We start from the raw sequence: 14,103 nt of genomic DNA, 5'->3' as shown, positions 1-14,103 counted from the left end.
TGTCGAAACGGTCTGTACGTGCGGTTTAGCTGATAGTACGGTCAGTCAGACTCGGCGACTGGTTGCTCGTTCAGGGCGTTCGCCCGGGCCAGTCTGCCGACCGTCCGAACGTCGTCCATTCTGGTGACGAACATCGCGCCGCCGATGAGCATGTAGATGACGGTGTAGACGATGAGCAGGTCGTAGGTGGTGATGAACTCTATGGTCCCCCGGATATGCAGATACTCGATGCCGACCTGCGAGATGAACAGGACCAAGAGGGCGACCGCCTCGCGCATCGAGATGCGGAAGTTGATCAGCACGGCGAGGGCGAAGAAGCTCTGAGCCGCGGTGATCCATATCTCAGCGGCCTGCTTCGAGTTGAACTCTAGCACGCCGTACGCGCCCTGCGAGATGCTGAACACGATGCCGAGCGTCCCGATGAGCAGCGTCCACTGGTTGAGTTTCGACGAGATGAGCGCGTTGAACGCCGCGGTGGTCCGCGCCTTGTTCACCAGATACGCGGTGACGATGAGTTCCGGGCTCTCGCTCGCAAGCGGCGCGATCCACTGGATCATGAAGAACTCGGGAATGCCGTACTGTACGCCGATCTCTTCGAGGCCGTGCGCGAACGGTTCGACGGCGGTGAAGATGAGAAAGCCGGAGTAGCCGAAGAGGAGGAGTACGGACGGTATCCGGACCGATGCAGGCGTTTTCTGGAGGTACGCCGGGACGCCGACGTGTACCTCTTCCTCCTCGGGGTCGCCGCGGATGACGATCCCGATGTAGGCGACGTAAATGCCGACGAGGATCAGCATGTCGAGGATGTCGATCCCGCCGTTGAGCGGGACGAAGAAGGCCCATACCGTCGCCAGCGCGAGGAAACAGACCTCCGTAGCGATGCTCCGGTCGAGGAGGACGGTGTCCGTGAGAAAGCCGTCGTTGTGCTCGACGGCGACGTCGCCGCTCGCCTTCGCCCGATAGATGGAAAACAGCGCGATACCGGACCAGCCCAGACCGATGAGGATCCGATTCGCACCGGTCATGTTCGCCACGGCAAGGTCGCCGGCACCCACCTGCCCCTGTCCGGCCTTCCACGCGTAGAGCGCGTCCACCGCGTACTCCGGCGCGACCGCGAGGATCGCGAGGACGGCGATAGCGAACGCGCGCGGCACGTCCTTTTCGGCGGTCTCTGCTCCCCACGCGAGGAGGAACGACGCGCCGAGAACGGAGAGACCGCTTATCGCGACGGTCTGTACGTGACCGAGGGCCTCCGTACTGTTCATCAGGTAGACGAAAACCCAGGGGAGCGTCGCGATAACTGTGACCACTACGGCGACAAGCGGATGTCGTAACCGATCGTTCATCAGATCGGTCGTCATGCAGAGGAACCGTAGTTCTTGCGTTGTCCGGAGAACGTATGAGTTATGCGCACAGACCCACTCCGGAGCGTATGGACGTATTCGGACTCGTCGGAAACCCCGTTTCTCACTCGCTCTCGCCGCCGATGCACGAGGCGGCCTACGACGCGCTCGATATTGACGCGCGGTACGTTACGTTCGAACCGGCGAAAGACGGTATCGCCGACGCGGTACGCGGCGCGGACGCACTCGGCGTGACCGGACTGAACGTCACCATCCCGTTCAAACAGGACGTCGTAGATGTCGTCGACGCGGACGACCTCGCGGCGCGCATCGGTGCGGTCAACACGATAGACTTCACCGGCGACCGTCCGACCGGACACAACACGGACGCCGCGGGCGTTCGCCGGTCGCTCGTCGAACACGGTGCGGATCTCGACGGCGCGACGGCGGTCGTCGTCGGTGCCGGCGGCGCGGGGCGCGCCACCGCGTTCGCGCTCTCTGACGCCGGGTCGTCGGTGCGGATCGCCAACCGCACCGCATCGTCGGCCCGCGACCTGGCCGAGTCGGTGCCGAACGCGTCGGGTCACGAACTCGACGCCGTCCCGGACCTGCTCGCGGATGCGGACGTCCTCGTCAACGCGACGAGCGTTGGGATGGAGGAGGACGCCTCGCCCGTCGCGGCGAGCGCGATTCACGGCGACTTAACCGTGTTAGACGCAGTGTACTCGCCGCTGGAAACCCGCCTCCTTCGGGACGCCGAAGACGCCGGAGCGACGACTGTCGACGGTGCGTGGATGCTCCTGTATCAGGGTGCAGCGGCGTTCGAGCGATGGACCGGCCACGAGGCACCCGTCGACGCGATGAACGCGGCGCTGCGCTCCCGACTCTGAGCGAGAGGACCCGTGTCGGCCGAATGGACGCTCCGACGCTCGGCCGGGCGACCGCGCCCGGCCCGAATAGGCGGGTCATACTCAGTACGAACGGGTAGCCGTACTCTGTATCAGTGGTCGCCGCGCTCTCCGGCCAGAGGCGGACGAGTTTAAGTGGGGCGGTAATCTATTGTCAGCCAATGGTGCTGAAAAAGCTGAAGTCGTTGCTCGGGTTCGACGATTCGGAGTCCGACGCCGACCGAGAGCGCGACATCGGCGTGACCGTCGAGCGCGAACCGGCGACGCCGGACACCGAGTCGGAGGACGCGGTGAAAGGGACCGGCGACGAGGCCGGAACCGCCGGCGCGTCCGCCGAGAGCGAACCGGCGACGCCCACCGAACCGACTGACGACGAACCGGCGACTGAACCGACCGACGCTATCGAAGAGGCCGAGGAGGACGCGGACGACGGGCCCGCGACAGCGGACGAAGCGGCGTCAGAACCAACAGCCGAATCGGAGTCGGACGTCGAAGACGGTGAGGACGCCGTCGACGAATCCGGCGACGAAGCGGCGACGGAAACGGAGACGGGCGACGAATCGGCTGACGGCGAACCGACGGACGTGATCAAGGGCATCGGCCCGGCGTACGCCGAACGCCTCTCCAACGTCGGTATCGACACCGTGGACCAACTGGCTGAGGCCGACGCGGAGTCCCTCGCGGAGGAGACCGATCTCTCCGAGAAGCGTCTGAGCGAGTGGGTCCAGCGGGCCGAGGTCCGGTAACCCGCGAGACGATCCGTGACCGGCGATCTCTTCTCTGCTATGACCGACCCCACCGTGGCGACCGACCGCGGGGCGTTCCGCCGGGCGGCGGCGGACGCGCCGGCGGGGGCACGCGTTCCCGTCGAGGTCCGCGTCGCCGTCGAAGACCCGTTCACAGCGTACCGTCGCGCGCGACAGGACGACGGTGGCGACGCCTATCTCGCGACCACCGGCGGGCAGTCTGGATGGGGGTATTTCGGGGTCGACCCGGTAGAGCGCCTGACCGTCTCCCCCGACGCGGAGACCGCGCCAGCGCCACCGCGGGCGGCGTCGGGAGACGACGGACCGGCCGCGGCGTCGCCGTCTCTCGACGCGCTCGACGGACTCCTCGACGGCGAAACGCTCGTCCGGGGCGACTGCGACGTTCCGTACCCCTGCGGCGTCGTGGGATGGCTCTCCTACGACATCGCGAGGGAACTGGAGGACCTGCCGGGACTCGCCGCTGACGACCGCGGTCTTCCGCGCCTGCAGGTCGCCGCGTACGACCAGATCGCGGCGTGGGAAGAGCCGCGGCAAGGCGACCGGGTGACGCTTCGGGTGACCGCCTGTCCGCGAGTCGGCGATGCGGCCGCGGACGCGGCGTACGAACGCGGCCGGGACCGCGCGCTCGAACTCGCGACGGCCGTCCGCGACGGCGACCCCTCCGTCGGCCGACCGTCAGTGACCGACGACCTGGCGACGTTCGAGAGCGACTGCGGCCGCGAGGCGTACGCCGACCGCGTTCGGACCGTCAAGGAGTACGTCCGCGAAGGCGACACGTTCCAGGCGAACGTCTCCCAGCGTCTGACCGCACCCGCTGCGGTGCATCCGGTCGCCGCGTTCGACGCGCTCCGGACGGTCAATCCCGCGCCGTACTCGGCCCTGCTGGAGTTCCCGAGTGCCGACCTCATCAGCGCCAGCCCGGAACTCCTGCTGGAGCGAAACGGCGACGAGATCCGAACGGAACCGATCGCAGGGACGCGGCCCCGCGGCGAGACTGCGGAGGCGGACGAACGGCTGGCGGCCGACCTGCTGTCGGACGAGAAAGAACGCGCGGAGCACGCGATGCTCGTCGACCTCGAACGGAACGACCTCGGCAAGGTGAGCGAGTACGGCTCCGTCGAGGTCGAGGAGTACCGCCGCGTCGACCGGTACTCGGAGGTGATGCATCTGGTCTCGCTCGTCACGGGCCGGCTGCGCGACGGCGCGACGCTCGCAGACGCTATCGCGGCGACGTTCCCCGGCGGAACTATCACCGGCGCGCCGAAACCCCGGACGATGGAGATCATCGACGAGGTTGAGACGACCCGACGCGGCCCGTACACCGGAAGTATCGGTATCTTCGGATTCGACGGGCGCGCGACGCTCAACATCGTTATCCGGACGCTGGTTCGCCGCGGCGACGAGTACCACCTCCGCGTCGGCGCGGGCGTCGTCCACGACTCCGACCCCCACAGCGAATACGACGAGACGCTGGACAAGGCCCGCGCGCTGGTCACCGCAGTCGACGAGGCGCTCGGCGAGCGCGCGGAACTGAGTGTCGAGTCGGCGGACGGTCCCGCGGACGAGCGACGCGGCGTCGAGACGGAGGGCGATAAGTCGTGATCCTCGTCGTCGATAACTACGACTCCTTCGCCTACAATCTCGTGCAGTTCGTCGGCGAAGCGGTGAGAGACCGCGGCGGCGACGGTGACGGCGTGGTCGTCCGGCGAAACGACGAGATAGATGTCGACGGGATCCGCGAACTGGACCCCGACGGCGTCGTCGTTTCGCCCGGGCCGGGCACGCCGGCGGAAGCGGGCGTTTCACTGCCGCTCTTCGCCGAGACGGAGTACCCGGCACTCGGCGTCTGCCTGGGCCACCAGGCGCTCTGTGCGGCCCACGGCGCGCCGGTCCGCCACGCCCCGGAGGTCGTCCACGGGAAACCGTCGCGGGTCACTCACGACGGCGACGGTATCTTCGAGGGGCTGTCAGACCCCTTCGATGTCGGGCGGTATCACTCGCTCGCCGTCGAGCGCGGCGACCTGCCGGACCCGCTCGTCGAGACGGCGCGTACCGACGACGACCGAGGCGTGTTGATGGGCGTCCGCCACGAGTCGAAACCGCAGGTCGGCGTACAGTTCCACCCCGAGAGCATCCTCACCGGTACCGCCGGGCGGACGGCGTCGGCCGGCGACAGCGCCGCAACGAGCGAGAACCACCCCGTCGACGGCGGCGCGACCGCGCGGTCGCTCGGCGTCGGCAAACAGTTGATACGGAACTTCGTATGCAGTACCACGTGAACGGCGACCTCGTTCCGGCAGGGGAAGCGACGGTGAGCGTCCGCGACCGCGGGTTCCAGTACGGCGACGCCGCATTCGAGACGCTGCGGGCCTACGGCGGCGACGTGTTCGAGTGGCGGGCCCACGTCGACCGGCTGGAACGGACCTGCGAGACGCTCGGTATCGACCACGGCCTCTCGGACGGCGACCTCCGCGTCCGCGTGCAGGAGGTGCTCGACGCGAACGGGCTGACCGACGCGTACGTCCGCCTCTCCGTCACGCGCGGCGTCCAACCGGGGAAACTGACGCCGAGCGATGACGTGGACCCGACGGTGGTGATCATCACAAAGGAACTCCCGCGCGGCGGCACCGAGGGGCCGGCAGTGTGGGACGCCCCGGCCGACGTTCAGACTGTTAAGACCCGGAAACCGCCCGAGTCCGCGATGCCCGCCGACGCGAAGACGCACAACTACCTGAACGGGATACTCGCCCGGCAGGAACTCGTCGAAGCCGACGAGGCGCTCCTGCGCGACGTCGACGGCAACGTCGCGGAGGGAGCGACGAGCAACCTCTTCTTCGTCGACGACGAGGGATTGCACATGCCGAGCGAAGACCTGCCGCTCCTGCCCGGAGTCACTCGGGCGGTCGTCGCGGACCTCGTCGAGGACGAGACCGACGTTCCCCTCCAGACGGGTCGGTACAGTCCGGAGGACGTCCGCGGTGCCGAGGAGGCGTTTCTCACCAACACGACGTGGGAGGTCCGACCCGTCGCCACCGTCGACGGCATCGAGGTCGGCGGCGGTCCCGTCACGCGACTGCTCTCGACGCTGTTCGACAAACTCGTCGAGCGCCGCCATTACTAGCGACGCGTCCCGTTTCGGACGATTCAAACGGTGCGGCCGCTCACTGGAACACATGAACGACGACGACCGGATCGCCGCCGTAGACGACGTGCCCGGCGACGGAACGCTCCTCTGTACCGTCCGGGAAGGGTTCGACGAGTCGGAGGTCGTACTGACGCGACTCGGCCGCGAGGGCGCCGACGAGGACGCAGTCGCGGCCTGGCGGAACTACTGCCAGCACTGGACCGACGTCCGTCTCGACAAGGGGTCGGGCGCGACGATGCGGGACGGCGAGATACTCTGCGAGAAACACGGCGCGACCTTCCGCGCGTCCGACGGCGAGTGTACGCACGGCCCCTGCCAGGGCGCGACGCTGGATTCGGTCGACGTGACCGTCGTCGACGGCGGCGTCTACCTCACCGACGACCGCTTCGAGTTCGACTCGCTCGGGCCGTCGGACGACGTTGACCTCTCGTCGGGCGCTCGGATCGACTTCTCAGGGAACTGAAACAAGACGGGCGGGCGGTGTATCCTCCCTGCTCGCGTCTTCGACGCTCGCTGAGGAAGGGGCGTACCGGACTCAGTTACAGTTGAAACGGTCCGGACGGTTCCGGCTCACTCGACCTTGAACGACGGCTCCTCTACGGCCTCGCTCTTACATTCGGGACAGCGCGACGGGCGGTTAGCCACGTCGTCGAAGTCGGTGAAGCCGCAGTCCCGACACTCCGGCGGCGCGGCGAGCAGTTGTTCGTCCGTTCCGTCGAGCGAGCGCGCGACGTGTTGGACGTGGTTCAGGGCGACATCGGCGGTAGTGTCGAACTCCGTCGCGAGCGCGGAGAGCGACAGGGTCTCGTCGCGCAATCGGTCGGCCATCCGCTCGCGCGTCGTAGCATCTGCCTCGCGCATATCGCTGACTCGGACCGCCGGGGATAAAACAGTGACCCGGAGAGGCGAGGCCGAGAGCGCGGCGCGATGCATGCGAGGCGACGAAGGAGCTTTTTTGGCCGAGTGGTTCGAGAGAGTAGCGAACGAACGCGAGTCGAAAAAACGTGGTGGGCTACCGCGTGAAATACGGCGGCTCGTCGCGTTCGTCGAGCGCCCACTCCAGTTCCGCGATAGCGCGGAGGAGTTCGACTTCCATCTCGTCCTCGACGGGCGTGGTCGGCGGGTCGTTCGCGTCGTACTTGTCCTCCAGCGCCTCGATCCGCGTCCGGATCTCGTCTTCCGATTTCATTTATCGATTCCCGCAACGGGTCCGAGGGTAATAGAAGGTGGTGCTATCGGCGGCACGGCCGCCGGTTGTCGGAACCGCCAGTATATAACGAAGGATAAAGGACTTACCACGCGCCGTTGACGGTCAAGGTATGGATGCTGTCGTACTTGCCGGGGGATATGCCACTCGCCTCTGGCCGATCACGAAGAATCGGCCGAAAATGTTTCTGCCGATCGGCGACTCGACGGTCATCGACCAGATCTTCGAGGAGTTAGAGGACGACGACCGTATCGAGGACGTCTACGTCAGTACGAACGAACGCTTCGCCGAGGACTTTCAACGCCACCTCGCGGAGAGCGAGTTCGACAAACCCGTACTCTCCATCGAAGACACCGCGGAGGAAGACGAGAAGTTCGGCGTCGTCGGCGCGCTCGCACAGCTAGTCGACCGCGAGGGCGTCGACGACGACCTGCTCGTCATCGCAGGCGATAACCTGATCAGTTTCGATATCTCGGACTTCATCGATTTCTTCGCGCGGAAGGGTGAACCGACGCTCGCCGCCTACGATGTGGGGTCGAAAGAACTCGCGAAGTCGTACGGACTGGTCGACCTCGAAGGCGATCAGATCGTCGACTTTCAGGAGAAACCCGACGACCCCAACAGCACGCTCGTCTCTATCGCCTGTTACGCGTTCACCGCCGACACGCTCGACGCCCTGGACGAGTATCTCGTCAACGACAACAATCCGGACGAACCTGGCTGGTTCGTCCAGTGGCTCCAGCACCGCCAACCGGTGTACGCCTACACGTTCGACGACGCGTGGTTCGACATCGGCACGCCGGAGAGCTACCTCGACGCGGTGGCGTGGCACCTGAACGGCGACAACCGTATCGCCGAGGACGCGACCATCGAAAACACGTCGGTCGGCGAGAACGTCCACGTCATGAGCGGCGCGGAACTCGTCGACTCGAACGTCGACTCCTCGATCATCTTCCCGGACGCGTCGCTACACGGCGCGGACATTCGGGATTCGATCATCGACCGCGAAACCGACCTCCACAACCTCGATCTGGCCGGCGCGCTCATCGGCGCGCACACCGAGATCCGGAACGGGGATTGATCTCACCCTAACCGCGCGTCGGATATCTTCAGCGTGCCTCGCGACCCGTCCCACTCGCGCTCGTACTCCAGTTCGATAGGACGGTCCATGTGGGGGCCGTCGGTCACCAGCGTCTCGAACTCGCCGCCCTCGCCGAGGACGTGGACCCCGTACTCCTCGTTGAGGTCCCGGAGGTCATCGAGCGCCTCGCGGTCGAGCGTCCGGCCGAGCCACGACTCGTCGAGGCCGTACGCCGCGACCTGAACGACCGTGATCTCGAACCCCGCGTCTAACATCTCCTCGGCGAGCGTCTCGGGGTCGCGCTGCCAGAGGGGGGCGAACAGGTCGACGTCGAGGCGGTCGCACATCGCCTCGATCCGGCTGGTCTGGTACTCACTCTCGACAGCACCCGCGGTGACGCCTGCGATACCGCCGTCTAGCTCCTCGTCCAGTTCGACGAGCGCGGCCTCCAGCGGTTCGAGTTCGGCGTCACCCTGCGGCCCGGAATCGTCCGCGGTCGCCGCACCGAGGTCGTCGGGACGGACGTCGACCAGCGGGATACCGACGCTCTCCGCCGCGAGCGTCGCGAGGTCCGTCGCCGGCACGTGATACATGTACGAATCGTCGTCGGGGTGGACCGTGACGAGGCGGCCGACGGGGTAGCCTCGTTCCAACGCCTGATACAGCGCCCACGAGGAGTCCTTGCCGCCGGAGAAGAGGCTGATCCATGCGCCCGCGTTCTCGTCGCTCATAGTCGACCTACCGGCGGGGCGGGTAAACCAGCTACGAACTGTCGCTACGCGAGAACTCGTCCTCGTCGATGCTGGTGCCGCCGAGATACGAGGCGACCCTGACGCCGACCAGACTGACGAGCACGCCGACGACGACGAACACCGCGAGATGTTCGCCCGCCGAGAGGGAAAACGACGAGACGGAGACGACGCCTAGCTGGAGCGCGGGGACCTGAAACGGGTCGAGGATGTCGGCGCGTTCGAGGAAGTACGCCGAGAACCCGCGGACGACGAGGCCGACCGCGACGACGCCGAACGGGATGTTCAGGTAGGAGCTCCGAACGCTGTCTTTCTGGATGGCGACGTCCAGCAGACGGCCTGTGCTTGCGGCGAGAGCGGCCATCGCCAGCCACGGAACGCTGTCGTGAGCGAACTGCATCGCCGGGATGAGAACGCCACCCTCCATAGCGAGATTCGACACGCCGAGCGCGCCGACGAACACGCCGACCAGCGAGAGGCCCGCGGCGACGACGTACGTGACGATAGAGACTCGCCCGGAGTAAAGCGACTCCTGAACCCGGACGGCGAGGTCGGTGAGGTACTCGTCGACGCCGAGGCCCTTGTACAGCAGAAACACGCCGATAACGGCGGTGATAGCAGAAACGGCGATCGCCGGCCCCGCAAGCATCGACAGTATCGGAGCCACCAGAAGGGCGAGACCGATCGGGACGAGGACGGTCTGACGCAGTTCTTCGTCGGCGAGAAACTGCTTGAGCAGGTAGTACGTCGACTCGATGTCGCGGGCCTGTCGGACGACGACGCGGTCGACGGAGTCCACACGGAGGCGGCTTTCGACGATAGGAACCAGTCGCTCGTCCTCGGCGCTGTCGATTACCACGACGGCCGAATCCGGGTCGTACTCCGCCACCAACTCGTCGAGTTGGCTCGCGACCGACCGGTCCGCACCGACGACGTTGTCACTCCCGCCGGAGACGACGGCGACGACCGACTCGTCGTCGTCGTCCCGGAGGTCGCGGGCGACGCGAAGCGATTCGAGTAGACAGTTGACGCTGGAATCTTCCGGGTCAGCGAGACCGACGTCGGTGACGAGCGAATGAACCGCCTCCCACCCGGAGACGGGCGTCGACAGGCCCGTCTTCCGGACGATGTCGTCCGTACGGTCGACACACACCACGAGCGTGGTCACGGTGTATCCGACCACGCAGCGGTAGAATAAAAATCCCCGACTTACTTGAATCGAAACTCCACGGCTGAGCCGTCGCGGTCGGCGATAACGCCTGCCACGCCGCGGCCGAACGCCCGGGCGACTGTCTGTGTGCCGATACTGAGCTTCTCGCCGATCCCGCGTTCGGGTTCGAACTGTTTGACCGAGACTTCGTCGAGGCCGGCGCGCTCGGCGAGGCGGTCCTCGACGGCGTTGCGGTCGCCGAGCGCGTCGACCAGTCCGTTCGCCTCGGCCTGGCGGCCGTGGTAGATCCGGGCCTCCGTGTCCGCGACGAACTCGCGGTCCACGTCGCGGCTCTCCGCGACGAGGTCGACGAAGCTCTCGTAGCTGCTGTCGATGACGTTTTGGAAGTACGCCCGCTCGTCGTCGGAGAGTGGCTTCATCGGGTCCAAGGTGTCTTTGTACTCTCCGCCGACGAACCGCTCTAAGTCGACGCCGTAGCGGTCGGCGAAGTCGGCGAACTTCCGCTGGTTGGCGATGACGCCGATGCTACCGACGAGGCTGTCCTCGTGGGAGACGAACTCGTCGCTACCGCACGCGATCATGTAGCCGCCGCTGGCGCAGATGTCCTTGGCGTGGGCGACCGTCGGACCGTCGAACTCCGCGACTGCGCGGCGGATATCGTCGCTCGCGACCGGTTGGCCGCCCGGCGTGTTCAGCGTCACGACGAGCGCCTCGGCGTTGCCGTCGGCGTCCGCCCGCTCTATCTGTTCGACGAGGTCGTCCGCGGACGCCCCGCCGGGCCGTAGCGGCATCCCGCCGCCGTCGGCGGTGATCGGACCCGTTACCTCGACTTCGCCGACGTTGTACGAGGGAAACACCGTCTCCGCGAGGCTACTCGCTATCCGCAAGCCTACGAGCGCCGTCACGATGACGAGGACGACGGCGACGAGACCGACCGACGGCACTCGGTCCGGCAGTACGACGAACAGTGCAACGCCGACCGCGGCGGCGACGAGTGCTCCGACGACGACGATTCCGATCTGCGCGAGCGACCGTAGCGTGCCTTCCATGGGATCACCTGCCGTCGTGTTGCGGGCGGCAACGGAAAAGGGTAGACCCTCCGAGAGTACGCGTTGTGAGCGGTCCCAGCGGACTGGCCGGTCACCAGCGGACCTAAAAAACGGAGAGACCCGACACACAGGACGTGACACGACCCCTTACACTGTCGGACGGACCCACGAAGACTGTCGATATCCGGTGTGTCGAATCTCGTCACGAAGTCCCGTCCGGCAGTATTAGCCGCCGTAGCCTCCGTCGGTCCCGTTCGAGGCGTTACCGCCGGTCACGTTGCCATCAGCAGTGGCGTTGCCCTCTACCGTCTCGTTGTCGGCGGGCGCTTCCCGTTCTTCCGGCGGCACGAACTCGTAGCCGAGTTCCTCGGCGATAGTGCTGAACTGCACTTTGCCTGCCTCCTGAATGTTCATCGTGTCCAGCGCGTCCGCTCCGAGGACTTCGGCCGGCAGAACGAACGGCCACTCGCAGTTCTCGTTCTGCTCGCTCGCTCGATTGAGCCCAGCCTCGAACTGCTCTCTTCCCGCGACGCCCTCGTCTCTCGTCGCGTACTCCGGGATGTCCTCCTCGGCGAGGTCGCCGACGACGAGCCGCATCACCATGCCGAGAAGGAAATGCGGGCCGCAGTACATATCGTACACGCCCTCTTCCTCGAACCGGTACAGCCAGGCCGAACCGGGGCCGAGGACCGGCGATGAAAACGGTTCGGAGCCCTCCGGTACCCGCCGACTATGGCCGATATCGGGATGGAATGCCGTGACTGAGTGGTCGGGGCTCATCACGGAGAACTGGACGATATCGCCGGACTGGATCTGAAGCCCAGTCGGCTCGAAGTAGAGAAACGGCGGGCTGGTCGGCCCCGACGGCGGAGCAACGAGTAGCTGGACCTCGTGGTCCGGTTCGAGTCCCTCGGGAATTTCCTCGATATCCGTCGTCGAATACCCGAACACCGGGTCGATCTGGTCCGAGTCGGCTCCCCCGTCCTCTCGGCCTGTGACCCCGACACCCGTGGCCGCTGCCGTTCCGCCGCCGAGCGAGAGCGTCGCTCCCACGCCGAGCGCTTTCAGGAGAGACCGCCGCTCGAAGCCGGACCATTCACTGAACAGTTCGTCTGACGATTCCCCTGTCTCCCCCTCCGTAGATCCCGTCATTGTTTCACCTGTTGCTGGCGCGCCGCAACGATCGCTACACCTCATCCGGAGATAAACCGCCGTAACCGTTTCAACACTTAACAAAAGCGCCGTACCCAGGCGAGAAAGGACAGCTACAGGAGGTAAGGATACACAACTGATGTGTCGGTTCGTGTAGTTCGGCCAGTGTGATCCGCAGCCAGAATCATGTTAATTGTTACCATGTGTCTATAACCCTGTCCGTAATTAGATCCGGGGAAGAACCTGTAAATGCTAGACAGTTCCGAGGTCCGAGCGACGATTTTATATGAAATATTAACTCGGGGCGGAGGCTAACACGTGAAATCCCGATACAGACCGTCTCCCGTCTCACCACATTCACGAAAAACCGATCGCGGTATCGCCCCGCTTGATCGGTGAATTCACTGAGAGGGATGGCTGTCATTCAGTTCGGGAGTCCGCCGATGTAGGCTCAGCAACTACCGGTAACGCAGTTACGACAACTCCCCTGAGACTTCGCCGGCGCTGGCGCTACCGAACCGTACACAGCAGAGAGAACAGCAAAATCGTAGCCGTTTACAGCAGCCCCGTCTTCTGGAGCTTCATCAGGTCCTCGGTGTCGAGGGTCTCGCCGTCCTTGAACTTCTGGTAGATCTCCTCGGCTTCCTCTTTGGCTTCCTGCTCTTTCTTCTCGCGCTCGGACTGACGCTCTTCCTCTTCCTGCTTGTCGAGTTCGCGCAGTCGCTTCTGGACGCGAACGAAGTCCTCGTGGTGCTGGTCGGCGGCCTCCTGGGCCTGGACGAACTTCTCGTGCATCTCGTCGGCCTCGTCACGGATGTCGTCGGCTTCGCGGTAGGCCTCGATCATCTCGTTGTGATGTTCCTGGGCCTTGTCCGCGAGTTCAGTGACCTTCTGGTGGTGTTTGGAGGCTTCCGAGCGGACGGATTCCGCCTTCTCGACGTACTCCTCGAGGTCGTCGTTCTGGTCGAGCTTTTCCTTGCGCTGCTGGTACTCCTCGCGCTTGTCCTCGATCTTCTCGATGAGTTCGCGCTCGTCTTCCGTCGAGAGCACCTCGGTCTGTTGCTTGAATTCGAGGTCCTCGATCTCGCTTTCGAGTTCTTCGAGGTCCTTGCCCTCGTCGAGTTCGAGGTCGGATTTCATCTCCTCGACCTTGTCGAAGAGCTCGTTCGCCTTCGCGTTGAGTTCGTTGCGCTGCTCTTTGTGCTCTTGAACGAGTTCGTTGAGCTCGTCGCGTTTCTCGCGGTGTTCCTGCGCCTCGTCGACCTTCTCGCGAGTTTTCGCGTTGAGGTCGTCGCGGTTGGACGCTCGTTCCGAGGCCATCTGGTTCAGGTCGTTCCGTCGGTCTCGGAGCTGACCGGCGAGTTTGATGAGCTGCCCTTTGGCTTTGTTTTCGAGATCGTCCTCTGTGAGTTCTACGTTCTGTGTTTCGTCTACCATGTGTTAGTCAAACCTCTGTGCCATACCCGCACCGGCGGAGATAGTCGTCGCTGACCGTGTGTAACTGACCGTGGATAAGGATTCCCTGTCATGT

15 protein-coding genes are annotated in these 14,103 nt (G+C 65.2%); 7 read left to right on the top strand and 8 right to left on the bottom strand.

Translation table 11 applies throughout. The features are described 5' to 3' along the window. Positions 1-41: 41 nt before the first annotated feature. The gene (locus SM753_RS12655) at positions 42-1,346 is read right to left on the bottom strand and encodes a sodium:calcium antiporter (protein WP_323191870.1); all 1,305 of its coding nucleotides are present in this window, start codon (positions 1,344-1,346) and stop codon (positions 42-44) included. 86 nt (positions 1,347-1,432) lie between these two features. Here SM753_RS12655 and SM753_RS12650 point away from each other — a divergent pair, with 86 nt between their 5' ends. The 6 genes from SM753_RS12650 (at position 1,433) to SM753_RS12625 (ending at position 6,626) form a co-directional block, all read left to right on the top strand. Continuing rightward, positions 1,433-2,233 (top strand): shikimate dehydrogenase, encoded by an 801-nt coding sequence (locus SM753_RS12650; RefSeq protein WP_323191869.1) that lies wholly within the window; start codon positions 1,433-1,435, stop codon positions 2,231-2,233. Positions 2,234-2,412: 179 nt separating this feature from the next. After that, entirely contained in the window at positions 2,413-2,997 is a 585-nt protein-coding gene (locus SM753_RS12645; protein ID WP_323191868.1) for a DUF4332 domain-containing protein, read from the top strand. Positions 2,998-3,036: 39 nt separating this feature from the next. After that, positions 3,037-4,620 (top strand): aminodeoxychorismate synthase, component I, encoded by a 1,584-nt coding sequence (gene pabB / locus SM753_RS12640; protein ID WP_323191867.1) that lies wholly within the window; start codon positions 3,037-3,039, stop codon positions 4,618-4,620. Beyond that, positions 4,617-5,297: an aminodeoxychorismate/anthranilate synthase component II gene (locus SM753_RS12635; RefSeq protein WP_369335352.1), complete on the top strand. Its 681-nt coding sequence runs from the start codon at positions 4,617-4,619 to the stop codon at positions 5,295-5,297. The genes pabB and SM753_RS12635 overlap by 4 nt, the downstream gene beginning before the upstream one ends. Next, entirely contained in the window at positions 5,282-6,139 is an 858-nt protein-coding gene (locus SM753_RS12630; protein ID WP_323191866.1) for an aminotransferase class IV, read from the top strand. The genes SM753_RS12635 and SM753_RS12630 overlap by 16 nt, the downstream gene beginning before the upstream one ends. A 52-nt stretch (positions 6,140-6,191) precedes the next feature. Beyond that, complete coding sequence (locus tag SM753_RS12625; protein WP_323191865.1) at positions 6,192-6,626, top strand: Rieske 2Fe-2S domain-containing protein; 435 nt, start codon at positions 6,192-6,194, stop codon at positions 6,624-6,626. A 107-nt stretch (positions 6,627-6,733) separates the two neighbouring features. On the opposite strand, the gene SM753_RS12620 is transcribed toward SM753_RS12625, so the two are convergent. Together SM753_RS12620 and SM753_RS12615 are read right to left on the bottom strand one after the other, a co-directional pair. Further along, entirely contained in the window at positions 6,734-7,024 is a 291-nt protein-coding gene (locus tag SM753_RS12620; RefSeq protein WP_135533521.1) for a transcriptional regulator, read from the bottom strand. A gap of 151 nt (positions 7,025-7,175) precedes the next feature. Beyond that, positions 7,176-7,352 carry a hypothetical protein gene (locus SM753_RS12615; protein WP_323191864.1) on the bottom strand — a complete coding sequence of 59 codons (177 nt, stop codon included), beginning with the start codon at positions 7,350-7,352 and terminating at the stop codon, positions 7,176-7,178. A gap of 130 nt (positions 7,353-7,482) precedes the next feature. On the opposite strand from SM753_RS12615, the gene SM753_RS12610 reads away from it, so the two are divergent. Then, on the top strand, positions 7,483-8,451 hold the full coding sequence (locus SM753_RS12610; RefSeq protein ID WP_323191863.1) for an NDP-sugar synthase: 969 nt from the start codon (positions 7,483-7,485) through the stop codon (positions 8,449-8,451). Positions 8,452-8,453: 2 nt separating this feature from the next. On the opposite strand, the gene SM753_RS12605 is transcribed toward SM753_RS12610, so the two are convergent. The 5 genes from SM753_RS12605 to SM753_RS12585 all read right to left on the bottom strand — a co-directional run bounded on the left by SM753_RS12605 (position 8,454) and on the right by SM753_RS12585 (position 14,009). Then, a complete protein-coding gene (locus SM753_RS12605) occupies positions 8,454-9,182 on the bottom strand; it encodes a diphthine--ammonia ligase (RefSeq protein ID WP_323191862.1) in 729 nt (242 codons plus the stop codon). Positions 9,183-9,213: 31 nt separating this feature from the next. Next, positions 9,214-10,368: a DUF373 family protein gene (locus SM753_RS12600; RefSeq protein ID WP_135533524.1), complete on the bottom strand. Its 1,155-nt coding sequence runs from the start codon at positions 10,366-10,368 to the stop codon at positions 9,214-9,216. A 41-nt stretch (positions 10,369-10,409) separates the two neighbouring features. Further along, entirely contained in the window at positions 10,410-11,420 is a 1,011-nt protein-coding gene (gene sppA, locus SM753_RS12595) for a signal peptide peptidase SppA (protein ID WP_323191861.1), read from the bottom strand. 225 nt (positions 11,421-11,645) lie between these two features. After that, positions 11,646-12,572, bottom strand: a complete 927-nt coding sequence (locus SM753_RS12590) for a plastocyanin/azurin family copper-binding protein (RefSeq protein WP_323191860.1) — start codon at positions 12,570-12,572, stop codon at positions 11,646-11,648. A 555-nt stretch (positions 12,573-13,127) separates the two neighbouring features. Then, on the bottom strand, positions 13,128-14,009 hold the full coding sequence (locus tag SM753_RS12585) for a coiled-coil protein (RefSeq protein WP_135533527.1): 882 nt from the start codon (positions 14,007-14,009) through the stop codon (positions 13,128-13,130). Positions 14,010-14,103 lie beyond the last annotated feature (94 nt).

Origin of the sequence: Halostella sp. PRR32, from assembly GCF_034808085.1 — an archaeon.
Classification (GTDB): domain Archaea; phylum Halobacteriota; class Halobacteria; order Halobacteriales; family Natronoarchaeaceae; genus Halostella; species Halostella pelagica.
Note: the sequence above shows the minus strand (reverse complement) of the source record. Positions and strands in the feature narration are given on the sequence as shown.